Annotated in this window: 25 protein-coding genes; 11 read left to right on the plus strand and 14 right to left on the minus strand. The window is 72.2% G+C overall.

Features of this window, described 5'->3' with window-relative positions:
* Positions 1-144: 144 nt before the first annotated feature.
* Positions 145-1,272 carry an NAD(P)/FAD-dependent oxidoreductase gene (locus AB0H82_RS35590; protein ID WP_362999676.1) on the minus strand — a complete coding sequence of 376 codons (1,128 nt, stop codon included), beginning with the start codon at positions 1,270-1,272 and terminating at the stop codon, positions 145-147.
* A gap of 196 nt (positions 1,273-1,468) precedes the next feature.
* Here AB0H82_RS35590 and AB0H82_RS35595 point away from each other — a divergent pair, with 196 nt between their 5' ends.
* Positions 1,469-1,942, plus strand: coding sequence for a Zn-ribbon domain-containing OB-fold protein (locus AB0H82_RS35595; RefSeq protein WP_362999677.1), 474 nt, complete (start codon positions 1,469-1,471; stop codon positions 1,940-1,942).
* A 75-nt stretch (positions 1,943-2,017) separates the two neighbouring features.
* Positions 2,018-2,923, plus strand: a complete 906-nt coding sequence (locus AB0H82_RS35600) for a GNAT family N-acetyltransferase (protein ID WP_362999678.1) — start codon at positions 2,018-2,020, stop codon at positions 2,921-2,923.
* Here the strand turns inward: AB0H82_RS35600 and AB0H82_RS35605 are convergent.
* Together AB0H82_RS35605 and AB0H82_RS35610 are read right to left on the minus strand one after the other, a co-directional pair.
* Positions 2,901-3,596 (minus strand): pyridoxal 5'-phosphate synthase, encoded by a 696-nt coding sequence (locus AB0H82_RS35605; protein WP_362999679.1) that lies wholly within the window; start codon positions 3,594-3,596, stop codon positions 2,901-2,903. The two genes, AB0H82_RS35600 and AB0H82_RS35605, sit on opposite strands and share 23 nt — an antisense overlap.
* A gap of 35 nt (positions 3,597-3,631) precedes the next feature.
* Positions 3,632-4,039, minus strand: a complete 408-nt coding sequence (locus AB0H82_RS35610; protein WP_362999680.1) for a hypothetical protein — start codon at positions 4,037-4,039, stop codon at positions 3,632-3,634.
* Between the two features lie 89 nt (positions 4,040-4,128).
* On the opposite strand from AB0H82_RS35610, the gene AB0H82_RS35615 reads away from it, so the two are divergent.
* Positions 4,129-4,968 (plus strand): helix-turn-helix transcriptional regulator, encoded by an 840-nt coding sequence (locus AB0H82_RS35615; protein ID WP_362999681.1) that lies wholly within the window; start codon positions 4,129-4,131, stop codon positions 4,966-4,968.
* Positions 4,965-5,225, plus strand: coding sequence for a DUF397 domain-containing protein (locus AB0H82_RS35620; RefSeq protein ID WP_362999682.1), 261 nt, complete (start codon positions 4,965-4,967; stop codon positions 5,223-5,225). The genes AB0H82_RS35615 and AB0H82_RS35620 overlap by 4 nt, the downstream gene beginning before the upstream one ends.
* Here the strand turns inward: AB0H82_RS35620 and AB0H82_RS35625 are convergent.
* Positions 5,196-6,380: an acetyl-CoA acetyltransferase gene (locus tag AB0H82_RS35625; protein ID WP_362999683.1), complete on the minus strand. Its 1,185-nt coding sequence runs from the start codon at positions 6,378-6,380 to the stop codon at positions 5,196-5,198. The genes AB0H82_RS35620 and AB0H82_RS35625 overlap by 30 nt on opposite strands.
* 150 nt (positions 6,381-6,530) lie before the next feature.
* Between AB0H82_RS35625 and AB0H82_RS35630 the strand changes: the two genes are divergently transcribed.
* Positions 6,531-7,748 (plus strand): acyl-CoA dehydrogenase family protein, encoded by a 1,218-nt coding sequence (locus AB0H82_RS35630; RefSeq protein ID WP_362999699.1) that lies wholly within the window; start codon positions 6,531-6,533, stop codon positions 7,746-7,748.
* Positions 7,748-8,230, plus strand: a complete 483-nt coding sequence (locus AB0H82_RS35635; RefSeq protein WP_362999684.1) for a nitroreductase family deazaflavin-dependent oxidoreductase — start codon at positions 7,748-7,750, stop codon at positions 8,228-8,230. Before AB0H82_RS35630 ends, AB0H82_RS35635 begins: the two co-directional genes overlap by 1 nt.
* A gap of 146 nt (positions 8,231-8,376) precedes the next feature.
* Here AB0H82_RS35635 and AB0H82_RS35640 read toward each other — a convergent pair whose 3' ends face one another.
* Positions 8,377-9,024, minus strand: coding sequence for a TetR family transcriptional regulator (locus AB0H82_RS35640; protein WP_362999685.1), 648 nt, complete (start codon positions 9,022-9,024; stop codon positions 8,377-8,379).
* 168 nt (positions 9,025-9,192) lie between these two features.
* On the opposite strand from AB0H82_RS35640, the gene AB0H82_RS35645 reads away from it, so the two are divergent.
* Together AB0H82_RS35645 and AB0H82_RS35650 are read left to right on the plus strand one after the other, a co-directional pair.
* Positions 9,193-10,020: a VOC family protein gene (locus AB0H82_RS35645; RefSeq protein ID WP_362999686.1), complete on the plus strand. Its 828-nt coding sequence runs from the start codon at positions 9,193-9,195 to the stop codon at positions 10,018-10,020.
* A gap of 162 nt (positions 10,021-10,182) precedes the next feature.
* Positions 10,183-12,570 carry a serine/threonine-protein kinase gene (locus tag AB0H82_RS35650; protein ID WP_362999687.1) on the plus strand — a complete coding sequence of 796 codons (2,388 nt, stop codon included), beginning with the start codon at positions 10,183-10,185 and terminating at the stop codon, positions 12,568-12,570.
* 16 nt (positions 12,571-12,586) lie between these two features.
* Here the strand turns inward: AB0H82_RS35650 and AB0H82_RS35655 are convergent, their stop codons facing one another.
* The 4 genes from AB0H82_RS35655 to AB0H82_RS35670 all read right to left on the minus strand — a co-directional run bounded on the left by AB0H82_RS35655 (position 12,587) and on the right by AB0H82_RS35670 (position 15,880).
* Positions 12,587-13,255, minus strand: a complete 669-nt coding sequence (locus AB0H82_RS35655) for a hypothetical protein (RefSeq protein ID WP_362999688.1) — start codon at positions 13,253-13,255, stop codon at positions 12,587-12,589.
* A gap of 141 nt (positions 13,256-13,396) precedes the next feature.
* On the minus strand, positions 13,397-14,191 hold the full coding sequence (locus AB0H82_RS35660) for an enoyl-CoA hydratase/isomerase family protein (RefSeq protein WP_362999689.1): 795 nt from the start codon (positions 14,189-14,191) through the stop codon (positions 13,397-13,399).
* On the minus strand, positions 14,188-14,637 hold the full coding sequence (locus AB0H82_RS35665) for an OB-fold domain-containing protein (protein ID WP_362999690.1): 450 nt from the start codon (positions 14,635-14,637) through the stop codon (positions 14,188-14,190). Before AB0H82_RS35665 ends, AB0H82_RS35660 begins: the two co-directional genes overlap by 4 nt.
* Before the next feature lie 94 nt (positions 14,638-14,731).
* A complete protein-coding gene (locus tag AB0H82_RS35670) occupies positions 14,732-15,880 on the minus strand; it encodes a lipid-transfer protein (RefSeq protein WP_362999691.1) in 1,149 nt (382 codons plus the stop codon).
* Positions 15,881-15,993: 113 nt separating this feature from the next.
* Between AB0H82_RS35670 and AB0H82_RS35675 the strand changes: the two genes are divergently transcribed.
* The gene (locus AB0H82_RS35675; RefSeq protein WP_362999692.1) at positions 15,994-17,622 is read left to right on the plus strand and encodes a FadD3 family acyl-CoA ligase; all 1,629 of its coding nucleotides are present in this window, start codon (positions 15,994-15,996) and stop codon (positions 17,620-17,622) included.
* Here the strand turns inward: AB0H82_RS35675 and AB0H82_RS35680 are convergent.
* The gene (locus tag AB0H82_RS35680) at positions 17,612-18,004 is read right to left on the minus strand and encodes a VOC family protein (protein WP_362999693.1); all 393 of its coding nucleotides are present in this window, start codon (positions 18,002-18,004) and stop codon (positions 17,612-17,614) included. The two genes, AB0H82_RS35675 and AB0H82_RS35680, sit on opposite strands and share 11 nt — an antisense overlap.
* Positions 18,005-18,090: 86 nt before the next feature.
* On the minus strand, positions 18,091-18,762 hold the full coding sequence (locus AB0H82_RS35685; RefSeq protein WP_362999694.1) for a hypothetical protein: 672 nt from the start codon (positions 18,760-18,762) through the stop codon (positions 18,091-18,093).
* A gap of 49 nt (positions 18,763-18,811) precedes the next feature.
* On the opposite strand from AB0H82_RS35685, the gene AB0H82_RS35690 reads away from it, so the two are divergent.
* Positions 18,812-19,648: a hypothetical protein gene (locus AB0H82_RS35690; protein ID WP_362999695.1), complete on the plus strand. Its 837-nt coding sequence runs from the start codon at positions 18,812-18,814 to the stop codon at positions 19,646-19,648.
* A gap of 360 nt (positions 19,649-20,008) precedes the next feature.
* Here AB0H82_RS35690 and AB0H82_RS35695 read toward each other — a convergent pair whose 3' ends face one another.
* The 3 genes from AB0H82_RS35695 to AB0H82_RS35705 all read right to left on the minus strand — a co-directional run bounded on the left by AB0H82_RS35695 (position 20,009) and on the right by AB0H82_RS35705 (position 23,757).
* The gene (locus AB0H82_RS35695) at positions 20,009-20,209 is read right to left on the minus strand and encodes a hypothetical protein (protein WP_362999696.1); all 201 of its coding nucleotides are present in this window, start codon (positions 20,207-20,209) and stop codon (positions 20,009-20,011) included.
* Between the two features lie 182 nt (positions 20,210-20,391).
* Positions 20,392-20,574: a sigma-like protein gene (locus AB0H82_RS35700; RefSeq protein ID WP_362999697.1), complete on the minus strand. Its 183-nt coding sequence runs from the start codon at positions 20,572-20,574 to the stop codon at positions 20,392-20,394.
* 204 nt (positions 20,575-20,778) lie between these two features.
* On the minus strand, positions 20,779-23,757 hold the full coding sequence (locus AB0H82_RS35705) for a BTAD domain-containing putative transcriptional regulator (RefSeq protein ID WP_362999698.1): 2,979 nt from the start codon (positions 23,755-23,757) through the stop codon (positions 20,779-20,781).
* Between the two features lie 372 nt (positions 23,758-24,129).
* On the opposite strand from AB0H82_RS35705, the gene AB0H82_RS35710 reads away from it, so the two are divergent.
* The gene (locus tag AB0H82_RS35710; RefSeq protein WP_362999700.1) at positions 24,130-25,371 is read left to right on the plus strand and encodes an amidohydrolase family protein; all 1,242 of its coding nucleotides are present in this window, start codon (positions 24,130-24,132) and stop codon (positions 25,369-25,371) included.
* Positions 25,372-25,577 lie beyond the last annotated feature (206 nt).

Here is a 25,577-nt window from a genome sequence, read left to right on the forward strand (position 1 = left end):
GGCGCCGGGGGGGGGGGGTGTTCTTTGGGTGCGGGCTGTTTTGGGCTGGGCGCGCAGTTCCCCGCGCCCCTGGGAGGTGCCCTGCGGGCAGCCTCCCCTCGGGGCGGCCTCCCCCCCCCGGAGGGGGCCTCCCCGGAGAGGGGGTTAGCGGGATATTGCCCTGGCTATCTTCTGTGCGTCTCGGGAGAGTTCGCGGAGCATGCCGCTGATGGGGTTGGTGAAGCCGGTGAAGTAGAGGTCGGGGGTTTGTTTCGGGGGGCGGGGGCCGTGGGTGGTGGGGCGGCCGTGTGGGTCGAGGATGCCGAGGTGGGCGACCAGGCCCTCCAGGGCGCGGCGGTAGCCGGTCGCCGCGACGATGGCGTCGGGGCCGATCCTGCTGCCGTCGGCGAGGACGACCTTGCCGTCCTCGAACGACTCCAGGGCGGCGACCGGCTCCATCCGGCCCTTGCGTACCGCGTCGATCAGGCCGACGTCCTGCACAGGGATGGCGCCCTGCTTGACGCGTGAGTACAGGCCCGTGTCGGGGCGGGGCAGTCCGCGTGCGGTGAGGTCGGGGACGCCGAGCCTGGTGATCGGCCGCGCGAGCCGGTCGACGAGGGCGACGGGAAGCCTGCGGCACAGGATGGCGGAGCGCTGGGCGGGCCAGCCCGCCGTGGAGCGGCGCACGATGTGCGGGGCGGTGCGCACCGCGAGGCGGACCCGGGCGGCGCCGCCCTCGACGAGGTCGACGGCGATCTCGGCGCCGGTGTTGCCGACGCCGACGACGAGGACGTCCTTGCCGGCGTAGGGGAGGGGGTTGCGGTAGTCGGCGGCGTGCAGGAGGTCGCCGGTGTAGGTGTCGCGGCCGGGCCAGTCCGGGAGGTGCGGGGTGTGGTTGTAGCCGGTGGCGACCACCACCGCGCTGCCGGTGAGTTCGCGTCCGCCGGTGGCGTGCAGCAGCCAGCCGGTGTCGTCGGCGGTGCGCTCCAGGCGGGTCACCTCGACCCCGGTGACGACGTCGAGCCGGTGGTACTCGGCGTACTTCTCCAGGTAGCGGATGACGTCGTCGCGCGCGACCCAGCGGCCGAACGAACGGGGGATGGGCAGTCCGGGCAGGGCGGAGAGGCGGCGCGTCGTGTGCAGGCGGAGCCGGTCGTAGTGGCCGCGCCAGGAGGCGCCGACGTGGTCGGCCTTCTCCAGGACGACCGCGCGGACGCCGCGTGCGCGCAGGGCTGCCGCGACGGCGAGCCCGCCCGGTCCGCCGCCGATGACGTACACGGGGCGATCCTGCATGAGCGTAAGCGGAGGGATCGAGTCGGCCATGACTGGAGAGTAACCGCGTGATTACTTGATGGGTGACGGTCAAGTCCGAAACCGGTTGCGAATCGATCACGGGCGATACGGGGGTACGACCCTTGCGTAGGCGGTGCCGGGTGCGTTGAACTGACGTACCGTCAGATGTCCATCCCTCTCCTGATCGGACTCCCTGATGAGCACGGAACAGCGTGTCGAGGTCCGCTTCGATCTTCCCGAGGCCGATGCCTTCACCCGGCCCTACTGGGACGCGGCTGCCGCGGGGCGGTTGCTGATACGCCGCTGTGGTGCGTGCGGCGCGGCGCATCACTATCCGCGTGAGTTCTGCCCGCGCTGCTGGAGCGAGGACGTCTCCTGGGAGCGGGCGAGCGGGCGGGCCACGCTCTATACGTGGTCGGTCGTGCACCGCAATGACCTGCCGCCTTTCGGTGCGCGTGTTCCGTACGTCGCCGCCGTCGTCGACCTCGACGAGGGGCCGCGGATGATGACGGAGATCGTCGAGTGCGAGGAGGGGGCGTTGCGGGTCGGGATGGTGGTCGAGGTGACGTTCCGGGAGGTGGCGGAGGGGGTGGAGGGGGTGGAGGGAGCGGCGGGGGTGGTGGTCCCGGTGTTCCGGCCGGGCCGGGCTCCCTTTGATTCGGAGGCGTAATGCGGAGGCGCCTGCGAGGGGTTCGCGGGAGCATGGTCCATGCCTTCAGAGACTTCTTCGCCCTCGGAGACACCCGTGTCCACGACGGCCCCGGAACCGGCCCACGATCTGTCCGGTGCCTGGCAGTTGACCAGTGACCTCGATGAATTTCTCGACCGCGGCGGGGACTTCCTGCGTGCCGAGCCCGCCCTGCATACGGTCCTGCTCAGCGTGACCGAAAATCTTCGGGTGCGGGGGCTCAGGGCGTACGGGGAGGGGCCGCCCCTCTTCGGTACGTACGCCGATGCCGACGGCACCGTCAGCGGAGCCTTCCTGCGGACCCCTCCCCACCGCGTGTCCGTCAGCCCCGTCGGGCCCGAGGCCGCCGGTTCCCTCGCCCGGCTGCTCGCCGACGCCGGCCCGGACCTGCCCGGGGTCGGCGCCGAGCACGCCACGGCGGAGGCGTTCTCCCGGGCCTGGGAGAAGCACACCGGAGCCGCCGGCGCCCTCACCACGCGCCAGCGCCTGTACCGGCTCGGCGACCTCACCCCGCCCGAACCCGAGCCCCCGGGCCGGGCCCGCGTCGCCACGGCGGCGGACCGGGACCTGCTCGCGCGCTGGCACGACGAGTTCGGCGAGGCCGTCGGCGAACGCTCCGCGGCGGACCCCGGGGAGTGGGCGGACTCCCGCATCGCCTACGGAGGCGTCATCCTCTGGGAGAGCCCCGACGGCACCCCCGCCGCCATGGCCGGCGCCACCCGGCAGGTGGCGGGGCAGGTCCGCGTCGCCCCCGTCTACACCCCCGCCGGACTCCGCGGCCGCGGCTACGGAGGTGCCGCCACCGTCGCGGTCACCCGCGCCGCCCTCGACGCGGGCGCGGACGAGGTGCTGCTCTTCACGGACCTCGCCAACCCCACCAGCAACGGCCTCTACCAGCGCATCGGCTACCGGCCCGTCGGCGACTTCGCGCAGTGGGACTTCACGGCCACAGCAACTCCTTGACCCATCCGGCGCCCTCCTCGTCCCCCCGGTCCTCGTCCCTCCGGTACCGCAGCCGGAGGTGGCGGCGGCGTGCGTCGCCCTGGAAGAACTCCGCCTCCTCGGGGTCCAGGACGTACAGCGTCCACGTCGGCGCGTCCGCGTCCGGCTCCGCCTGCGCACGTTCCCAGGCGGCGTCGGTCGACCGCTCCAACTCCTCGTACGAGGGCAGGATCTCGCTCTGGCGGCCCACCAGCGCCGCCGCGAGCGCGCCGGTCGACCGGGCGTGCAGGTCGGCGAGGCTCTCGGCGTGCGGTGCCGTCGTGACCCGGCCCCTGACCCGGATCTGCCGGCCCTGCGCCGCCCAGTAGAAGTGCAGGGCGGCCTCCGGGCGGGCCGCGAGCTGGCGGCCCTTCCTGCTGCTCGCGTGCGTGGCGAAGTGCCAGCCGCGTTCGTCCGCGTCGTGCAGCATCACGGTCCGTACGTCAGGACCGCCGTCCTCCGCGACCGTCGCCAGCTGCATGGTGTGCGGCTCCGGCTGCCCGGCGCCCACCGCCTCCGCGAACCACGCGTGGAAGAGGGGCAGCGGCCCGGCCGGGGCGTGTGCCGGGTCGAAGGCGGGGAGCTCGGTGTCCCAGACCTTCTGGGACCGGAGCAGCGTACGGAAGGTCTCCTGCTGAGGCGCGGGTGAAGTCATGCGTCGATTGTGGCGCGGACCGGCGACTGCTTCGCTCACTCCGGTTCTCCGACGAGCTGCGCCCTCAGTACGCCGTGCAGCAGCTCCCCGTCCACGAACACCCCGAGCCGTGGCGCCCCGCACCGCCAGCTCAGCGGGTACGTGTTGCCGTGCGCCGCCGGAACGCCGACGTACTGGTCCCGTGCGGCGGGCCCCAGACACGTGGCCCCCGGTGGCCAGTCGAAGTCCCTGCTCGTCCCCGGCGCGAGCAGGAAGTAGTTCCAGCGGCCCCCTGACACCTCGCGGATGACGGGGCCGGGGTCGCCCTCCGTGAGCGTGGCGAGGTGGTGCAGGACGGCCTCGCCGCGTACGCCTCTGATCCGGATGGCATCGAAGTGCACGCCGGTGAGTCGAAGTTGGAGGCCGGAGGCAGGTACCCAATCAGGGGTGAGTTCGCTCGTCATGACTACGAGGTTCGGGGTGACTGCGTAGCGTTACCAGAGGCGCAGGGGACACATCGGCAGGGCGTGGAGAGGGTGGTGGCGTTGTGGTGATGGGTGAGAAGACGACGACCGAGCGGGCGGACACGGCCGTCCCGTCCCCGGCGCGGAGGCTTGTGGGAGGCCTGCTCAGGAACTTCCGCGAGCGGTCGGGGATGTCGCGCAAGGACGTGGCCGGACAGCTGCTGGTCTCGGAGTCCCTCGCGGGCGCGTACGAGCGGGCCGAGCGCATTCCGACGTCCAACTACTTGGTGGACGCGGACGCGGTGCTGGATGCGCGGGGCGCGCTGAAGTCGTGCATTCCGTTGATGGAGGAGGAGAAGTATCCGCCCACCTTTGTGGGGTGGGTGCGGCTGGAGAAGTCGGCGGCGAGCGTTAGCGCGTACGAGCCCATGCTGTTCCCGGGCATGCTGCAGACCGAGGACTACATCCGGGCGCTGTACGAGGAGCGGGTGCCGCAGCTGACCGAGGTCGAGATCGAGAAGAACGTGACGGCACGGTTGGAGCGGCAGACGTTGCTGAGCCGCACCCCGCCACCGATGATCGGGTACGTCATCGAGGAATCAGTCCTCAAGCGCCCCATCGGTGGCCGAGAGGTGCTGCGGAAGCAGCTACTGCACGTATTGGAGAGCGTGCGCAGTCGGCACCACCTAAAGCTGCAAGTGATGCCGACGGAGACACGTGAGCATGCAGGGGTGTCGGGGCAGATCAAGCTGCTGAGTAGTCCAGAAGGCCGCAACTTCGCCTACGACGACGGCCAGTTCAGCGGTAGGTTGATCTCAAAGCCGCAGGAGGTCAACCAGCTCATCGACCGCTTCGGCGCGTTGCGAGCCCAGGCACTTACGCCACGGGAATCCGCAGACCTGATCGAGAGGATGGCGGGGCAGCTATGAACGCCGAGCTGGCGTGGTTCAAGAGCAGCTACAGCAACAACGAGGGCGGCGATTGCATCGAAGTCGCTTACCTCTGGCGTAAGTCGAGCTACAGCAGCAATGAGGGCGGCGAGTGCGTCGAGGTAGCCACCTGCCCCCACGCCATCCATATCCGCGACTCCAAGACCGCCCACGAGGGCGGGCCCACCTTCACGGTCACGCCCACCGCGTGGACCACGTTCCTCAAGTCAGCGGCGCCCGAGTACGACCGTCCCTGACGAGCAGAACCACCCGCCCGTCCCTGACGCCACCGCCAGCTCCGGCAGGCTGCCGTCGGGGCGGCGGACCTGGCCGTCGCCCGCCTGCCCCCTGAGCTGGCGTACCGCTTCCACCAGCAGGAACAGGCCGCGCATGCCGGGGTGTTGGGCGGAGAGGCCGCCGCCGTCCGTGTTGGTCGGCAGGCCGCCGTCCCGGAGCAGGCGGCCCTTCTCCACGAAGGGTCCCCCCTCGCCCTTCTCGCAGAAGCCGAGGTCTTCCAGCGTCACCAACGTCATGTACGTGAAGGCGTCATAGATCTCGGCCACGTCGATCTCACCGGGTGTGATGCCCGCCCGCTCGAAGGCGAGGCGGCCGCTGACCGCCGCTGGGGACACCGTGAAGTCGTCCCACTCGGACATCGTCGTGTGCGAGACGTACTCGCCGGCGCCGAGGACCCACACCGGCTCGGACGCGCAGTCCCGTACGTACTCCTCCGCCACGAGCAGCACCGCCGCGCCGCCGTCGCTGCGGATGCAGCAGTGCAGCTTGGTGAAGGGGTCGGCGATCATCGGGCCGTCGAGGACGTCGTCGACGGTGATGGGGTCGCGGAACATCGCGTCGGGATTGGCCGCCGCGTTCGTCCGGGCCTGGACGGCGACCGAGGCGAGCTGTTCCAGGGTCGTGCCGTACTCGTGCATGTGGCGGCGGGCGGCCATGGCGTACTTGGCGATCAGGGAGTGCCCGTACGGGACCTCGAACTGGAGCGGGCCCCGCGCGCCGAAGGAGAGGTTCGACGTACGACGGCGTGCCTTGATGTCCGCCCGCGCCGTCGAGCCGTAGACGAGGAGGACGGCGTTGGCGTGCCCCGCCGCTATCGCGTCCGTCGCGTGCGCGGCCATGACCTCCCAGGTGGCGCCGCCGACCGAGGTCGAGTCGACCCAGCGGGGCCGGAGGCCGAGGTACTCGGCGACCTCGACCGGGGCCAGCGTGCCGAGACCCGCCGACGCGATGCCGTCGATCACGTCGCGGTCCAGGCCGGAGTCGGCGAGCGCGCGGCGGGCGGCCTGGGCGTGCAGGGCGTAGGGCGTGGCGTCGTCGACCCGCCCGCAGTCCGAGAGGGCGACACCGACGACGGCGACCTTGCGGGCGGAGCCCGAACGGGTGGCAGCAGGCATGTATCTGACGGTACATCAGGTGCGCCGGAGCGGGAGAGGTGTGTGGCGACGTCCGCGCTCTGTGCATATCGACGCCACCGCCCTAGCATGACGGCCCGTCAGATCCGGGTCGGCGCCGCCGTGGCCGGGACCCGGGGGAGGAGCCTGCCGATGGACGCCGCCTTCAGTGCGGAACAGGGCGAGATCCGCCGCACCCTTCGCGAAGTCGTCACCAAGCGGTGCGGGCCCGACGAGGTCAGGGCGGCCGTGCGCACCCCGGCCGGCCACGACGCCGCCCTGTGGACCGCCCTCGCCGAACAGCTCGGGCTCCCCGGCCTCGTGCTCCCCGAGGCGTACGGAGGCGTCGGGTGCACGTCGGCCGAGCTCGCCCTCGGCTGCGAGGAGCTGGGCCGCGCCCTCGCCCCCACGCCCCTCTTCGCCACCAGCGTCCTCGCCGCCCCCCTGATCCTCGCGCTCGGCACCGACGAACAGCGCACCGAATCCCTCCCCCGCATCGCGGCCGGAGAGCTGACCGCCGCCCTCGCCGTCCCCGGCACCGGGCTCGCCACGGCGCTCGGGCTCGTCGGCGACAACCGCGGCGACTGGGCGGGCGGCGGGCGTGCGGGCGGTGTGCAGGCGCGGTTCGCCGACGGGGTGTGGCGGCTGTACGGGCAGGCCGAGCAGGTCATCGACGGGCACAGCGCGGGGCTGCTCGTGGTCGCCGCCCACGCGGGCGGCTTCGCCCGGTCCCGTACGCTCCTCTTCCTCGTACGGGAGGGAGCGCCCGGCATGGTGCGGGCCCGGCAGACCGCGCTGGACGAGACCCGTACCCAGGCCCGCGTGGAACTGCGGGAGGTCGAAGGTGAGTTGCTGGGCGTCGAGGAGGCCGATGTGCCGGGCGCGCTCGGTGCGGTCGGGGACGTCGCGGCCACCGTCGTCGCCGCCGAGGCCGTCGGCGCCGCGGAACGAGCCCTGGAACGTACCGTCGAATACGTACAGCAGCGTGAGCAGTTCGGGCGTGCGATCGGCTCCTTCCAGGCGGTCAAGCACCGCCTCGCCGACGTGTACGTCCAGGTGCAGGCGGCGCGGTCGGCCGCCTACTACGCGGCGTGGGCGGCGGGGGCGGAGGCCGCCGGGTTCGGCGGGCAGGGCGCCGAGCGGGCCGGCGGGCTGGCGCTCGCGCAGGCGCTCGACGCGTTGCGGACCGCCGCGTCCGAAGCGGTGCAGCTGCACGGCGGCATCGGCTTCACCTGGGAGCACGAGGCGCACCTGTACTTCAAGCGGGCGTCCGGCGACGAACTGCTCTTCGGGCCGGTCCACCGGCTGCGGGCCCGCGCGGCGGACCGGGCCGGTCTCTTCGAGCCCGCCGAAGTCGAGGAGGCCGTCTGATGCCGCCGGGGCTGCGGCTGGTGCAGAAGGTGTCGTCCACCCGGGCCTTCGCGAAGATCGCGCCGCACTTCGTTCCCGCCATGGACAAGGCCGTGCACCGCCTGACCGGGGGCAAGGTGCTGCTCAGCGCGCGGATGCTGCCCGGTGTCGTCCTGACCGCGCGGGGCGCGAAGACGGGTCTCCCGAGGCGTACGCCCCTGGCCTGTATGCCGGAGGGGGATGGGGAGGGCGGCGGGAGCTGGGTGCTTGTCGGGTCCAACTTCGGCCGCCCCGGGCACCCCGCCTGGACCGCCAATCTCCTCGCCCACCCCGACGCGGAGGTGAACTGGCGCGGCAAGGACATCCCGGTGCGGGCGCGACTGCTCACGGGCGAGGACCGGGCGGCGGCCTGGGAGGCCGCGCTGCGCTTCTGGCCCCCGTACGCCGCGTACCAGTCCCGGATCACCCGCGAGATCCGCCTCTTCCGCCTGACCCCTCGCTGACAGCGCCCATAGGGGGGCGCGGCCCCGTCAGGGGCGCGGGGAACTGCGCGAGCAACCACAGCGGACCCGCAGCAGAAGGACCGCCCCTGAAACCACAGTGGCGGACCACCCAAGGTGGTCCGCCAGCGGCTGACAGGAAGGAACGGCTACTTCGTCGGCTTTTTACCGGTGACGCCCAAATGCACCAATGTGGCCAGATTGGGCTTCAGTTCGGTCTGCTTCACGCCCCACGTCTGGAAGCCCCGCTGGTGGGAGGCGACCGCCGCGAGCATCGCGACCAGGGAGCCCGCCATGGCCGCCGGGCTGACGTCCTTGTCGACCTTGCCCTTGGCCTGCAGCTCCTTCACGGTGTCCGTAAGGGAGTTGTTGACCGAGTTGAGGATCTTCATCCTGATTTTGTAGAAGCGCTTGTCGCCCTCCGCGGCGCCCAGATCGACGACCCGGAGGATCGCGTCGTTCTTGCGCCAGAAGTCGAGGAAGCCGTCGACCAGATCCTGGGAGGTCTGCCAGCCGGCCTTGCCGACCCAGGAGCGCCCGTCGAGCACCTGGGTCAACTCGGCGCCCTCCGCGGCCATTTGCTCCGCGATCTCCAGGACGGCGCCCTCGACGTCCGGGAAGTACTGGTAGAAGGTCGCTGGTGAAGTCCCCGCCTTCCGGGCGACGTCGATGACTTTGACGTCCCGGTAGGGCGAGGAGCTGAGCATCTCGCTGAGGCAGTCGAGCAGCTTCTGACGCGTCGCCTGACCGCGCCGACCGGCCACGCGGCCGTCGACGGTACGTACCTGTCCTGTCATGCCGTCAGCTTACCGAGGGGTGATCGGAGCGCGATTCGGCCGAGTGCAAATGGGGTTGGGGCGCGTGAGAGCGGCGCGGGGCGCACCTCGACGTCCGCCCGCAGAAATCGGCCACATGTTCGGGTCTCCGCGCTGCGGGGACCGGGGCGGGCGGCTAGCTTGACAGTCATGGACTACGCGGACCGGGACACAGGGGGCAGCCACCGGTACACCGGGACCGGGGGCGACTACGCCGAGGGCGTGCCCTGCTGGGTCGACGCGACGCTCCCCGACGTCGAGGGCGGCAAGCGGTTCTACGGTGAGCTCTTCGGGTGGACTTTCGACCACGCGTACGCCTACGCGTACAGCGACGGTCTGCCCGTCGCCGCGCTCGCCCCCAAGACCGACGGCCGCATGCCCACCGTATGGACGGTGTATCTGGCCACCCCCGACGCGGCCGCCCTCGCCGAACGCGTCAGGGACGCGGGCGGCTCCGTGATCACCGAGCCCCGGCAGACCGGGCCCGCCGGGACGACGGCGCTCGCCGCCGACCCCGAGGGCGCCGTCTTCGGGCTCTGGCAGGCCGGCACGCACCGGGGCTTCGGCAAGCGGCAGCGGCCCGGGTCGTACTGCTGGGCCGAGGTGTACGCGCGGGACAAGGACCTGGTCGACCCGTTCTACGAGCGCGTCTTCGGATACGGCGGCTTCGACCTCGACCTCGACGGCGAGGACTTCCGCACCTGGTCGCCCGCGGGCAGCGAGCCGGGACCCGACACGGCCATCGGCGGCCGCAGCCTGATCCCGGCCGCCGCGGACCCGGCCGCCCGCATGCGCATCCCCGCGGAGATGCCCGCCCACTTCCTCGTGTACTTCAATGTCGTCGACACGGACGCGGCGGCCGCCGCGGTGACCCGGCTCGGCGGGCGCGTCCAGGCGCCGCCCCACGACACCCCGTACGGGCGGATCGCGGTGTTCACGGACAACCAGGGAGCCACCTTCGCGGTCCTCCAGGACTGAGTGCGGACAATTTGTCCGCAGACACCCCGATCCCGCCCCGGGTTCGCCACCGCCGCCCCGGACAGGAAGAATCAGGGTGCGTGCCGCCGTAGCGGCTCGGTGGTGAGACGCTGCACGGGGCTGTCTTCTTCGGCGGCCGCGTACGGGGAGGTGGCAGGGCAAGTGGTGGATCAGCTGACGCAGCACGATCCGAGGCGGATCGGCCCGTTCGAGGTCCTCGGCAGGCTGGGCGCCGGCGGCATGGGTCTGGTCTATCTCGCGCGCTCCGCGTCGGGGCGGCGCGTGGCGATCAAGACGGTGCGGACCGAGCTCGCCGAGGACCAGCTGTTCCGTGTCCGCTTCACGCGCGAGGTCGAGGCGGCCCGTGCCGTGTCCGGTTTCTACACGGCGGCCGTGGTGGACGCCGATCCGCGGGCCGCCGTGCCCTGGCTCGCCACCGCGTACGTCCCCGCGCCCTCCCTCGAAGAAATAGTGAACGAACACGGGCCGCTGCCCACCCAGGCGGTGCGCTGGCTGGCGGCGGGCGTGGCCGAGGCCCTGGAGTCCATCCACGGCGCGGGCCTCGTCCACCGTGACCTCAAGCCGTCGAACGTCCTCGTCGTCGAGGACGGGCCGCGCGTCATCGACTTCGGCATCGCGTCCGGCGTCTCCAACACGCGGCTCACCATGACCAACGTCGCCGTGGGCACCCCCGCCTACATGTCGCCCGAGCAGGCCAAGGACTCCCGCAGCGTGACCGGCGCGAGCGACGTCTTCTCGCTCGGCTCGACCCTCGTCTTCGCCGCCACCGGGCACGCGCCGTTCCACGGCGCCAACCCTGTCGAGACCGTCTTCATGCTGCTCAGGGAGGGTCCGGACCTGGCGGGCCTGCCGGCCGAGCTGCGCCCCCTCATCGAGTCCTGCATGCAGATGGAGGCCGCGCTCCGGCCCAGCCCCGCCGACCTCCAGGCGCAGCTCGCCCCGCACCTCTTCGCCTCCGAGAGCGCCGACAACGACGACAGCGGCACGGCGTCCGCGTGGCTGCCGGAGCGCGCCGTCGCCCTCATCGAGGCGCGCCGCGGCGGCCGCCCGCCCGCCCGGGTCCCCGCGGCCGCCGGACGCAGCGCGGGCCGGGGCGCCGCCCCCGCCGTGTCCGCCGCGCCCGTCACCGCCCCGCCGCCCCCGCAGCAGCCGCCGCCCGCACCGCCGTCGCGGTCGCCCTTCGGCGGCGGCCCCGACTCCGGGCCCGTGCGGCTCGCCGGAGCGAAGGTGCCGATCGGGCCCGGCCCGCGGGTGGCCGGCGCCCGCCCGGCCGTCGCGCCCGGCGCCGCCGCGCTCGCCGCCTCCTGGTCGCGGTCCGCGGGCCACCGGACCCCGGGCAACGGCGCGGAACCCGCGCCCGCCGCGGTACCGGCGCCCGCCCCGGCCCCGGACGCGGCCTCCACCTGGCGGCCGTGGCGCTTCCGGATGTCCAACGACGTCTGGGGTACCCCCGCCGTCGCCGGGAACCTCGTCTACGTGACCTCCTTCGAAGTCCACGCGCTGGACGTCGGCACGGGCCGCCGCAGCTTCAAGACGCGGGACGTCGCCTGGTCCATGGCGGTCGCCGACGGCCGCATCCACGCCTCCGACGGCCCCACGCTCTACGCCCTCGACGGCGCCGACGGCTCCGACCTCTGGCGGCTGCCGACCGACGCCTGGGTGTACTCGCTCCAGGCCGACCGCGGCACCGTCGTCACCGGCACGCGCGGCGGCGGCGTCCAGGCGTGGGAGGCGGTCAACGGCGAGAAGCTCTGGGAGATCACCGGCGCCCAGACCGACTTCGAGACGCCCGAGGCCGGGCCCCTCGTCTGCGACGGCACGGTGTACGTGTGGAAGGACGCGCGGCTGCGCGCCCTGGAGGCCCGTACGGGCGAGGAACGCTGGTCGTACCCCGTCGGCGACGCGGCCTCCTGCGGCGGCGTGCCGGTGCGGCTCGCCGAGGGGCAGGACGGGTACGTGTACGTGGCCGCGGGCACCCGCGTCCTCGCCATCGACGTGGCGGGCGGTCACGTCCGCTGGCACTTCGAGGCGCCCGCCGCCTTCCTCTGCCCGCCCGCCTTCGCGCCGGGCCCCGCCGTCACGGGCGGCGGCGTGTACCTCGCCGACTACCTCGGCACGGTGTACGCCCTCGACGCGACCGACGGCCGCGACCGCTGGCGCATCGCCACGGAGTCCCGCTCCTCCATCGAGCCCGTCCTCGTCGCGGACGGCCACGTCCACGTGGGCAGCGGCAAGGGGCTCTACACCCTGGACGCCGTCACGGGCACGCCCAAGTGGCGCTTCCAGGCGGGCGGCGAGGTCGTGGGCGCGCCCGTCGTCGCCGACCGCCGCATCCACTTCGGCTCCACGGACCACCTGCTCTACACCCTGAAGGCGGACGACGGCCGCCTCCGCTGGAAGCTGGCCACGGGCGGCGAGATCACGGGCGCGCCCGTGGTGCGGGACGGCGTGGTCTACGCCTGCAGCAAGGACCGCTGCGTGTACGCGCTGGACGCGGAGCGGGGGACGGGGACGTCACCGAAGTCCTAGCAGCTCCGCCGCGGGCCTAGCCTCGGGGGCGGTCCGGGGGGTCCGGCGGGTCCGGCTGCTGGTCCGGCGGGGCCTGCCAGGGTGCTGGGGGCGGGTCCGGCGGGGGTGCCGGGTGTGTCGGGTGCGTCGGGTACGGGGCCGTGGGATAGGGGTCTGCCGGGTACGGGTCTGTCGGATACGGGTCCGCCGGGTACGGGTCTGTCGGGTACGGGTGGTCCGTTTCCTGGTCCGGTGCCGCACGGCGTCCGCGTGCGCGTCCGCGTCTGCGGCGCCGGCCCGCCATGAGGGCCGCCGCGAGCAGGAGCACCACGCCGCCTCCGAGGGCGAGCAGGACGCCCAGGCCGAGGCCCGAGCCGTCGCCCGCGACGGCCAGGCTGCCCTGCGCCTGCCCCTGCCGGACCATCCACAGCACCGTGAAGCCGAGCACGAGCACGCCCGCGAGCGCCACGAGGAGCCGCGACCTCAGCGCCAGACCGATCAGCGTCAGGAGCGCCGCGAAGGCGAACGGCAGGAAGAGGGAGCCGAAGAGCTCCGCGTCCGCGCCGGTGACTCCGCCGCCGGAGAACAGCTCCCCGATGCGGAAGTCACGCCCGGGACGGCCGTCGTACCAGGCTCGGAAGGGGCTCCATACGGCGGCCGTCGCTCCGGCGAGAGCGAGGATCGACCCGAGGACGTTGCGGACCATGAACGGGCCTCCTCCTATGCGTGCGACTCGCTGTGCGCATCCGAACGCGTCTCTCAAGATCGACGCTACGCCGAGTGCGAGGCCCTCGCCATGCGACCGCACCCACGGCCCCTACCGCCCTACCCGCTACCGCCTACCGCCCTACCGCGTACGGAAGTCGCCGCCCCGCCGCGAGCGTTCCGCGAACAGCTTCGCCTGGCGGTCCGGCGGCAGGTTCCCGAGGGCGATCAGGTGCGGCGCGTGCGCCAGTGCCTGCGCGCGGGCCGCCTCCTTCGCCGACCAGACCGCACGCACCGTGCCCTGCACGGCCTCCGTGGGATACGAGGCGATGATCTCCGCGGCGCGGACCGCGGCGGCCGGCGAGCCGCCGGGAGGTGTCAGCTCGGAGACGAGCCCGGTCTCGTACGCCCGCCGTGCCGAGACCCGCTCGGCCGTGCCCATCAGCGCCATCCTCGCGACCTCGCCGAACGGCATGCGCTGCGCCAGGTGGATCGTCTCGTACGCGCTGACCATGCCGTACGTCGTGTGCGGGTCGAAGAACGTGGCGTGCTCGTCGGCCACGACGAACTCCGCCTCGCCGATGAGGTAGAAGGCGCCGCCGCACGCCATGCCGTTGACCGCGGCGATCACCGGTTTCCACAGGTCGTTCGCCTTCGGGCCGATCGCGATGAGCGGATCGTCGATCGTGTAGGGGGAGGGCGGCTGGGGCACGTCGGCGTCGCGGTCGATGCCGGTGCAGAAGGCCTTCTCCCCGGCGCCCGTCACGACGACCGCGCGTACCGTGTCGTCGAACCTGAACCGCCGCCAGGCCGCGGCCAGTTCCTCCGCGGTCCGTACGTCGATCGCGTTGTGGCGCTCGGGGCGGTCCAGGGTCAGGACCGCCACGCCCGTGTCCCTGTCGACCGCCGTGCGCAGGGCGGCGGCGGGCGACGTCACGGGCGCTCCAGGAGCCAGCGCGGCACCACGGTCCCGCCCACGTCCACGAAGACGACCTGCACCTTCGCGCCGATGCGCAGCCGCTCCGGAGCGACGGAGTCCAGCTCGCCGTCGGGCGTCGCGACGAGGTTGCCGACGAGACGGATGCGGGGTGCTTCGGCCAGCTCGACGATGATCGCGTTGTAGGGCGCGCGCGCGGCGTAGGCGGGCAGGAGGGGTGGGTGCGGGAAGACGTACGACCAGATGCGGCCGCGTCCGCTCATGCGGCGCCAGTCGCTCGCGAAGGACTGGCAGTGGGGGCAGCAGGGTCTGGGCGGGAACCTGAGCTCGCCGCAGGCGGTGCAGGCTTGTATGCGGAGTTCGCCTCGGGCGGCATAGGTCCAGAAGGGGGCGCCGTCGTCGTCCGTGGTGGGTGTCAGGAGGGGCTCGGTCGTCGCGTCTGCCATGTGATCGTCCCTTGCCGGGTGCGGGTTGGCTTGTGGTTGCTCGCGCAGTTCCCCGCGCCCCTGGAAGGCCCCTGCGGGGCCCTCAGGGCGCTGATCAGGCCCTCAGGAGCAGTGCTGATGTGGGGACGCCTTCGCCTGCTGTCACCAGGCATGTCGTCGCGTCCGGGACCTGGGCCGTGGAGGTGCCCCGCAGCTGCTTCACGCCCTCGTTGATGAGGTTGAAGCCGTGGACGTACGCCTCGCTGAGGCCGCCGCCGCCCGTGTTGATGGGGAGGCGGCCGCCGCTCTCCAGCGCGCCGCCCTCCGTGAAGGCGCCGCCCTCGCCGCGCCCGCAGAAGCCGTAGCCCTCCAGGGAGAGGGGGATGAGCGGGGTGAAGGCGTCGTATATCTGGGCCACGTCGACGTCCTGGGGGCCGAAGTCCGCCTGTTTCCAGAGGTGCCGGGCCGCCGTCCAGGCCGGGCCCGAGAGCGGGTCGTCGTTCCAGTAGTTGACCATGCCGTGGTGCTGGGCGGGCAGGCCCTGGGCGACGGAGTGGACGTAGACGGGGCGCCTGCGGCAGTCGCGGGCCCGCTCGGCCGGCACGATGACGCACGCCAACGCGCCGTCCGTCTCAAGGCAGTTGTCGAAGAGGCAGAGCGGCTCGCTGATCCAGCGCGAGGTCATATACATGTCGCGGGTCAGCGGGCGCTCGTGCATCATCGCGGCCGGGTTCTGGTTGGCGCGGTTGCGGCAGGCGAGGGCGACGTTGAAGAGGTGGTCGCGGGTCGCGCCGTACTCGTGCATGTAGCGGCGGGCGAGCATCGCGATCTCGTCGGCGGGGCGGAGGAGGCCGAAGGGGCGCGTCCACTGGGCGGGGGTGGGGAGTTGGACGGCGGTGTTCTTCCAGGGGCGCGGGCCGCTGCCGCGCTTGCGGGAGCGCCAGGCGACGCCGACGCCCGCCTGGCCGGTGGCGATGGCCGAGGCGAGGTGGGCGACCGTGGCGCAGGAACCGCCGCCGCCGTAGCCGACCTTGCTGAAGAACGTCACGTCGCCCGCGCCGATGGCCTTGGCTACCTCGACCTCGTCGGTCTCCTCCATCGTGTACGAGGCGAAGGCGTCGACCTCGGACGGGGCGATACCTGCGTCGTCGAGCGCGTCGACGATGGCCCGGCACGCCAACTCTTTCTCGCTCTGCGGGAGTTGTTTGGCAAAAGGGGTCTGGCCGATTCCGACGATCGCAGTAGCGTCCTTGAGTGAAGCCATGGGCAACGGCACCTCCGCCTGTCGCGAGCGTGTCACGGCTGCTGACAGCGCGTCAGGCTACAGCTAATCTGACGGTTAGTCAGCTACTGGGTTCTCTGCGGGAGGGGCTAGCGATGCGCGGCGACCTGGAGTGGGGCAGCATCCCGGGACTGGTCCGGGCGGCCGCCGGACGGTACGGCTCGCGGGAGGCGGTCGTCGAGGGCCGCACCCGCGTCTCGTACGCGGAACTGGGCGAGCGCGTGGAGCACGCGGCGGCCGCCTGCATCGCCAACGGCGTCGAGCCGGGCGACCGCGTCGCCGTCTGGGCGCCCAACACCCTCGACTGGATCGTCTCCGCACTCGGCGCCGTCTCCGCCGGCGCGGTCCTCGTTCCCCTCAACACCCGCTTCAAGGGCTCCGAAGCCGCGTACGTCCTGGCGCGCAGCCGCGCGAGACTCCTCTTCGTCACCGGCACGTTCCTCGGCACGTCGTACGTCGCCTCGCTGCGCCGCGCCGCGGCCGACGGCCCCGGCGACGGCCCGCTCCCCGGCCTGCCGCACCTCGAAGAGGTGGTCGTGCTCGCGGACGACGCCCCGGAGGACTTCCGCACCTGGAAGGAGTTCCTGGCGAGCGGCGCCGGGGTGACCGAGGAAGCGGTCCGCACGCGCGCGGCCGCCGTCGACGGCTCCGCGCCCTCGGACATCATCTTCACCTCGGGCACGACGGGCCGCCCCAAGGGCGCCGTCATCACCCACGCCCAGACCCTGCGCTGCTACGACGTGTGGAGCGAGCTGGCCGGGCTGCGCGAGGGCGACCGCTATCTGATCGTGAACCCGTTCTTCCACACCTTCGGCTACAAGGCCGGGATCATCGCCTGCCTGACGCGGGGCGCGACGATGATCCCGCAGCCGGTCTTCAACATCGACACGGTCCTCGCCAACGTCGCCGCCGAACGCATCTCGGTCCTGCCCGGCCCGCCCACCCTGCACCAGTCGCTCCTCGACCACCCCGCCCGCGACCAGCACGACCTGTCCGCTCTGCGGCTCGTCGTGACGGGCGCCGCGGTGGTTCCGCTGCGCCTCGTGGAGCGGCTGCGCACGGAGCTCCGCATCGCCACCGTCCTCACCGCGTACGGGCTCTCGGAGGCGAGCGGCATCGTCACGATGTGCCGCCGCGGCGACCCGCCCGACGTCATCGCGGCGACGTCGGGCCGGGCCATCCCCGACACGGAGGTGCGGGTGGTGAGCCCGGCCGGGGAGCTGCTGTCACCGGGCCACCCCGGCGAGATCCTCGTCCGCGGCCACCACGTCATGCGGGGCTACTTCGAGGACCCCGCCGCCACGGCACAGTGCCTGACGCCGGACGGCTGGCTGCGCACGGGCGACGTCGGCGTCCTCGACAGGGAGGGCAACCTCCGCATCACGGACCGGATCAAGGACATGTTCATCGTCGGCGGCTTCAACGCCTACCCCGCCGAAATAGAGCAACTCCTCGGCGTACACCCGGAGGTGGCGGACGTCGCCGTGATCGGGGTGCCGGACCCGCGGCTCGGCGAGGTCGGCAAGGCGTACGTGGTGCGGCGGCCCGGGGCCGTCGTGACGGCGGACGACCTGATCGCGTGGGCGCGCAGGGAGATGGCCAACTACAAGGTGCCGCGGACCGTCGAGTTCGTCGCGGAACTGCCGCGGAACGCGAGCGGGAAGGTGGTCAAGGGGGAGCTGCGGGGGCGCATGGGAGAGCTGCGGGGGCGGGCTACGCGTTAGCGGCGATCAGGGCGGCCCGCTCGGCCTCGCCGCACTCCACGCAGAACTCGTTGCCCTCCGGGTCGGTGAGGGTGACCCAGCCCCGGCCGTTGGGCCGCCGGTGGTCCTCGTACAGCTTCGCGCCGAGCGCGAGCAGCCGCTCGACCTCCTCGTCGCGGGTGCGGTCCTGCGGCTGGAGGTCGACGTGCAGCCGGTTCTTCAGGGTCTTGGTGTCCGGCACGGTCACGAAGAGCAGCGTGACACCCTCCGACTCGACCAGGGCCTCCGGGTCACCGGGGAAGTCGTCGTCGGAGAGCTTGCCACCGAGGACTTCGGCCCAGAAGGTCCCCTGGCGGTAGGCGTCGTGGGAATCGAATGTGAGGTGGCGCACGAGAGAGGTCATGGGCGGCACTATTCGCTCCGGGGCCGGAGCTGTCCACAGGATTTCGACCGGGGCGGGCGGTGGGACGGACGTTCGAAGACAGGCTCTCAGTGCCCGGACGGTGGCTCGAAGCAGCCGGTCTCCATGAAGCGGCCGTTCACGCTGACCTCGTAGTCGGTCTTCTGGACGAAGGCGGTGACGCAGGCGTCGTCGCGTACGTAGAGTCCGATCACGGCGCCTTCGGGCGTGACGTAGTCCCCGTCCCCATCCCCGTTCCCGTCACCGTCCTCGTACCGCGAGTTCATCGCCTGCACGTCGAGTTGGCCGCCGAGCAGCTCGCCCCGCTTGTTCGTCTTCCGGACCTCGTACCCGAGCTCGCCGGTGAGGGCGGTGCGCACGCTGTCCGGGTCCCACTTCCTCGCCTTCCACAGCCGTTTCAGGACGGGCTGGATGCGGGCGGCCTCGACCCGTGCGGCCTCCGCGGAGTCCACGGACAGGGGGCCGGGCCGGCGGTAGGCGTTGTTCTCGCCGTTGTGGGGCGCGCCGTCGATGACGCCGGGCTCTACGTAGGGGGAGGCGCTGGGGGAGTTGGAGTTGGAGTGGGTCGGGGTACGGGTGGCGGGGGCGGCGGCATCGGTCCCCGGCCGCTCGTCGCCGCAGGCGGTGAGGACGAGGCCGACACCGAGGAGAAGCGCACAGGCTCCAAGACGTCTTCGGCGGGTTCGGCGGGTTCGGTGAGTTCGGTGAGTTCGGCGGGTCCGATGCGTCGAGGTGACCATGCCCACGACTGTGCCACGACCGGGTGAACGCCTCTGCCAGGATTGTCCGATGCACACCGCACGACGTCAGCCCCGGCCCCGCATCCTCTTCGTCACGGACCTCGCCTACCGGGCGAACGGCCGCCGCTACTGCGACGAGGACATCTACCTCACCTCCCGCCTCCGCGAGGACTTCGACGTGGCGCTGTGCCACCCGCTGGACGCGGCGTCCCTGATGGAGACGGGCGCCTTCGACACGGTCGTGGTCCGCAACAGCGGCCCCGTCCTCCACTACGAGGCGCAGTGGGAGGACTTCAAGGAACGCGCGGAGCGATGCGGTGCGCGCGTCTACAACCAGCTGACCGGCAAGGCCGACATGGTCGGCAAGCAGTACCTGCTCGACCTGACGGCGGCCGGCCACCCCGTGATCCCCACGGTCGACGACCCGCGGGACGTCGACCGTCTCCCGGAGACGGAGACGTACGTGGTGAAGCCGAAGGCGGGCGCGGACTCCATAGGCCTGGAATTCGTGGGCCGCGAGGAGCTGGCGGGGCTGCGGCCCGAGTCCGGCATCCTGATCCAGCCGTGCGTCGACTTCACGTACGAGGTCTCGTTCTACTTCGTGGACCACGCCTTCCAGTACGCACTGCACGCGCCCGACCCCGCCGAGCGCTGGCGCCTGGAGCGCTACGTCCCGACCGAGGCCGACCTGGCCTTCGCCCGCGGCTTCGTCGAGTGGAACGCCATCGACCGCGGCATCCAGCGGGTCGACGCGTGCAGGACCCGCACCCGGGAGCTCCTCCTGGTCGAACTGGAGGACCTCAACCCATACCTCTCCCTGGACCTCCTGGACGAGGAGACGCGGGACGCGTTCGTGACGGCACTGAAAAGGTCCCTGGCGGCGTAGGCAGCTTGCTGCGCGGTAGGCCGATTGGCGCACCCCGACTGGTGCCGCGTCCCGCCTTCCGTCCCGCCGCCGACAGGCCTAGCCTCACCAAGGAGGAGAGCTCGCGGCAGCATGGCAGCGCAGTCGCCACTCTTCCCAGTCCCCGGACCCCGGACGCCGGAGCCGTGCCACCGACCCGAGCGGTTCCGGTCCCTTGCCCTTCCGGCCTGTTACGACCGGGGCGTTCTCCCGCACACCCCGATGCCGCGAGGGCAGGCGTGCGCCGACACCGGAGGGGAGCCACGGCGTTGGCACACGCAGGCGGCCACCGTCGCCCCGGCGCCCCACGCCGCGACGGTGGCCACCGCCGTGGAAGGGGGCTCAGCCCCGCGGGGGAGCCGGGAGGTGGCTGTCGCCCTGAGGCGTGACCGGGAGGTGGCTGTCACCGGGCGGGGCCGGGAGATGGCTGTCGCTCTGCGGGGAGGCCGGCAGATGGCTGTCGGCGAGCGCGGGGCTCGCGGCACCGCCGGCGACAGCGGCGGCGACGGCCAGGGTGACGAAGGCCTTTTTGGTGCGGGTCATTCCAACTCCCTTGAAGCGCTCAACTATTGACTGCCAGGGACGCTACTGGCGGATGGCACGGTTGTTCGGGTTGCTTGCCTGGTTCCCGCCATCGATTGGCCTGAACCGGGCCCGGGCATGCGTCGGCCGCGGCGGCTCCCCCTCCGCGCCGCCGCGGCCGACCCCCGTCGGGAATGAAGTTCTCAGGCGTCCTTGGCCGGCGGGGCGGGCATGTGGCTGTCGCCCTGCGTCGTCACCTGGCCGTCCTTGGGAGGAGTGGGCATGTGGCTGTCGCCCTGGGTGGTCGTCTGGCCGTCCTTGGGCGGGGCGGGCATGTGACTGTCACCCATGGTCGTGATGTCCTGGTTCTTCGTGGCGTCGCTCATGGTCCTGACTCCCTTGGGTTCAACGGTTCGCTGGGGCAGAACACCCGCTCGGCAACTCCCCCGAGGGTCGCCGAACGGGTGTTCTAGGGCCGCTCACCCTATCTGTGGGGCCCAAGGCGACCCGTCTGCCCCCCGACGCGACGGATCGATGAGTAGAGAGTGGCAGGCGCCCATAAACGTTCGATGAACGTGCTCGAAGGCTGGTCAGGCTGCCGCGACCGGGGAGAGGAGTTTGCGTACTTCATCGGTTTCGGGGGCTCCGGCCCTCTCGTGAATGGCCAGGGCCTCCCGCCAGCAGGCTCGCGCACGATCGAGCTGGCCCAGGCTGTCGAGGGACTTCCCCAGGAGAGTCAGCACGTTCGCGCGCATCCAGTCACCCCCGATGAAACCCGTGGTGAGTGCCTGTTCCGCATGTTGCGCGGCCTGGGCACGACGGCCGGCGCGCAGGTGTACTTGCGCGATGCGGTAGTGCGTCGTGCCCTCCCACAACCGCTGACGATTCTCCACGAACACCCGCAAGGCCTCGGCCAGCTGGTCGAGTGCTTCCGCATGGCGGCCTGTGTGGCTGAGCACGATGCCGAGCGCGTACCTGGCGTTGGCCAGCCGGAAGGTGAGACCGAGATCGTCGTATATGGCGACGCCCTGCCGTACGAGGTCAATCGCTGTGGAGGTGCGGCCAAGAGTGACCAGGACACGGGACAGGTTGCACAGGGCGCTGGCTTCGCCCGGGCGATTGTCGTCCGCGCGGAACGCGTCGATCGCCTGGAGCAGATAGACCTCACTCGTGTCCGGCCGGTTCAGGCAGTTGGCGACGATCCCCAGCTCATTCAGCGCGTTACTGCCGGTCCAGGGATCGCGGAGAGTCTGTTCGAGGGCTGTGGCCTGCTCAGCCTCAAGCTTTGCCGCCTCGAAACGCCCCGCGTTGTTGTGGACCTGCGCCAGCGTGACGCGCGCCCGCCCCTCCGCATGGGCGTCACCGAGCGCGGCCGCGGCATCCCGAGCCGCACAGGTAGCCGACTCGTACCGCAGCGAACTCGCCCCCGACTCCGCCAAGTCCTTGGAAGCCAGCAGCAGGTCCACCGCGCGGCGCAGTGTCCTCGGGCCCAGGGACTGCTGGACGCAGGCCAGGATGCAGGCCGCCTCCGAGTGGAGCCAGTCCAGGGCCTTCGTGTCGTCCGTGAAGTCCTGGCCCGCGTGTTCCGTGGGTTCCAGGTGGTCCACCGTGCGGTCGCCGGGGCGTTCGATCGCGTACACGCGGGCCGCCGAGGCGAGGTAGAAGTCCAGGAGGCGGGACATCGCCGCGTCGCGCTCGCTGGGGGGCTGTTCGTCGCGTTCGGCGCATGCACGCGCGTAGAGGCGTACGAGATCGTGGTAGCGGTAGCGGCCGGGGGCCGCGGACTCCACCAGGGAGGTGTCGACCAGGGACTCCAGGAGGTCTTCCGTCTCCTCCAGGGGGAGGTCGAGGACCGCCGCGGCCGCCGCGAGGGAGAGGTCGGGGCCGTCCGCCAGGCCGAGGAGGCGGAAGGCGCGGGCCTGGGCCGGCTCCAGCTGGCCGTAGCCCAGCTCGAACGTCGCCTTGACCGCGAGGTCGCCCGCCTGGAGCTCGTCGAGGCGGCGCCGCTCGTCCGCCAGCTTCGCCGCGAGCGTGGAGACCGTCCAGGTGCGGCGGGCCGCGAGCCGGGACGCCGCGATCCGGATGGCGAGCGGCAGGAACCCGCAGGCCGCCACCACGTCCAGGGCGGCCTCGCGCTCCGACGTCACCCGCTCCTCGCCGACGATGCGGGTGAAGAGGAGAAGGGCCTCCTCGGGGGACATCACGTCCAGGTCGATCAGGTGCGCGCCCGCCAGATCCACCATGCGGACGCGGCTCGTGACCAGCGCCGCGCACCCCTCCATGCCCGGGAGGAGGGGCCTGACCTGCGCCGCGTCCCTGGCGTTGTCGAGGAGGACGAGGATGCGGCGGCCGTCCAGGACCGAGCGGTAGAGGGCGGCGCGCTCCTCCAGGGAGTCCGGGATCGCCGAGTCGGCCGTGCCGAGGGCGCGCAGGAAGGCGCCGAGGACCGTCTCCGGCTCGGCCGCCCGCGCGCCCGCCCCCTGGAGGTCCACGTACAGCTGGCCGTCGGGGAAGTGGGTGCGCGCCACGTGTGCGACGTGGACGGCCAGCGTCGTCTTGCCGACGCCGCCGATGCCCGCGAGCGCCGACACCGCCATCACGCGGCCCTCGGCGGTGGAGAGGATGTCGCTCAGCTCGTCCACGAAGGACGCGCGGCCCGTGAAGTCGGGGACCGTCGCCGGGAGCTGCGCCGGGCGTACCGCCGTCGGCATCGGTTCCTGGTCGGGGGCGGCGGGCTCGGCGAGGGCGGGGTCGGCCTGGAGGATGCGCTGCTGGAGTTCCTTGAGGCCGGGCCGCGGGTCCACGCCGAGTTCGTCGGCGAGCAGGCGGCGCGTGTCGGCGTAGACGGCGAGGGCCTCGGCCTGGCGTCCGCTGCGGTAGAGCGCGAGCATCAGCAGTTCGCGGAGCCGCTCCCGCAGCGGGTGCGCCGCCGTCAGGGCCGTCAGCTCCGACACCGCCTCCGCGTGGCAGCCCTGCTCCAGATCCATGTCCAGACGGGTCTCGACGAGCTGCAGGCGCCATTCGTCGAGGCGGGTGCGCTGGGTGTCGGCGTACGGCCCCGGAACGTTGGCCAGGGGCTCGCCTTCCCAGAGGCCGAGCGCCTTGTTCACCAGCGTGCGCGCCTGGCAGAGGTCGCCGACGCTGCGGGCCTTCTCCGCCGCCGCCCAGAGGTCTTCCGCCATGGCCAGGTCCAGCGCGCCGTCCGCGACCCGGACGGCATAGCCCCCGGCCTCGCTGACGAGCACCCCGGGAGGCAGCACCTTGCGGAGCCGGGACGCGTACGTACGTACCGCTGCCAGTGCCTGCGACGGCGGCTCCTCGCCCCAGAGCGCGTCGATCAGTTCCGACGCCGTGGCCGTGCGGCCGTCCCGCAGCAGGAGGGCCGCGAGCAGCGCCCTCTGCTGGGGGGATCCGGTGTTGAGCTGTTCCGAGCCGTGCCACGCGCGCACCGGTCCGAGCACGCTGAAGCGCGACGTCCGGACCTCGGGGGGGTGCCCCTCGGTCCGCTCCTCGGGGGTGTTCCCCGAGGCCGGACGCCGCTGCTCCGGTACTCGCGGTACATCGACCATCGCTCCCCCTGCCGCCCTGCCGTTCCCAATCATGCCGGTCGCGGGTCTGCCCGCCCGCGGTGGTGCGTATGCCCTGCGGTCGTTCGGTTCTGCCCGGCCCGCCGTGCCCGGTTCCGCCCGGTCCGTCGTGCCGGTTCTTGCACCCCGCCAGTTTGCCTTGTCCATGGCGGATGCGTCAGCCGTGGGAGACGGCTCTCACAGGGTCCTCGCACGACATTCCGCATCGCTTTCCCGCCACGGGCCGCGGGGCCGCACGCGCGGTCGTCCGCGCGGTTGCCCGTGGGGCCGTCCGCGCAGCCGTCCGCACAGCCGTCCGCGTACGAGTAGCTGACGGGCCGTCAGATGAGCGCTACCGTTGGCCTCATGGAGACCATGGAGAGCTCGGAGACCGTCCCGGAGGCCTTCCCGAAGATCATCTCGGTGGACGACCACACGGTCGAACCCCCCCACGTCTGGCGGGACCGGCTCCCGTCCAAGTACCGCGACCGCGGCCCCAGGATCGTCCGCGCACCCCTGAGGGAAATGTCCTTCCTGGGTGGAAAGTTCGCCCCCGTCATGGGAGAGAAAGGAGAGGACGGACCCATCGGGGACTGGTGGATCTACGAGGACCTGCACCGCCCCCTCACCCGCCTCGACACCGCGGTGGGCTACGCCAGGGACGAGATCCGCCTTGAGGTCATCACGTACGAGCAGATGCGCCCCGGCTCCTTCTCCGTCCCCGACCGGCTCGCCGACATGGACGTCAACCACGTCCAGTCCGCCCTCTGCTTCCCCACCTTCCCGCGCTTCTGCGGCCAGACGTTCACCGAGGCCAAGGACCGGGAGCTCGGGCTGCTCGGCGTCCGGGCGTACAACGACTGGATGGTGGAGGAATGGTGCGGCCCCGAGGCGGCCGGCCGCCTCATACCGCTGACCCTCATCCCTCTCTGGGACGCCGAGCTCGCCGCCGCCGAGGTGCGCCGGAACGCCGCGCGCGGGGTGCGGGCGGTCGCCTTCTCCGAGATCCCGCCCCACCTCGGGCTCCCCTCCATCCACACCGACGAGTGGGACCCCTTCCTGCGCGCCTGCGACGAGACCGGCACGGTCGTCGCCATGCACATCGGCTCGTCCAGCAAGATGCCGTCCACGTCGGCGGACGCGCCGCCCGCCGTCGGCTCCACCATCACCTTCGCCAACTGCTGCTTCTCGATGGTCGACTGGCTGATGAGCGGCAAGTTCGAACGCTTCCCGAATCTGAAGGTCATGTACGCGGAGGGGCAGATCGGCTGGATCCCCTACATCCTGGAGCGCGCGGACGTCGTCTGGGAGGAGAACCGGGGGTGGGGCGGGGTCGCCGACAAGGTCACGCGGCCGCCGTCCGAGCTCTTCGCCTCGCACGTCTTCGGTTGCTTCTTCGACGACGCGTTCGGACTCTTGAACCTCGACTCCATCGGGGTCGGGAACGTCCTGTACGAGACGGACTATCCGCACTCCGATTCGACCTGGCCCAAGTCCCGCGAGGTCGGGGAGGCGCAGATGGGTCACCTCCCCCCCGACGTCGTGGACCGCATCGTCCGCCGCAACGCGATCGACCTCCTCGGCCTAACGAAAACAGGCCTCTGGCCCGGCCCGTAACCCGGTCGGCCCGACTCCGACTCCCCTTCCCGGTCCTGCCCGGGGCCCCAGGGGGGGGCGGGTGGGGGCCCGCCCGCGACGCCCCGCCGGAGCAGGAACCCCAAGCCCGCCGCTTCGCGGCGGATGTTCCCCACCCACCCACCCGTTTGCCCCGCGACGTCCAGCGGAAGTAGGGGCGGGCGGGTGGGTTGTGCCCTGCGACGCCC

The organism is Streptomyces sp. NPDC050732 (assembly GCF_040654255.1).
Classification (GTDB): Bacteria; Actinomycetota; Actinomycetes; order Streptomycetales; family Streptomycetaceae; genus Streptomyces.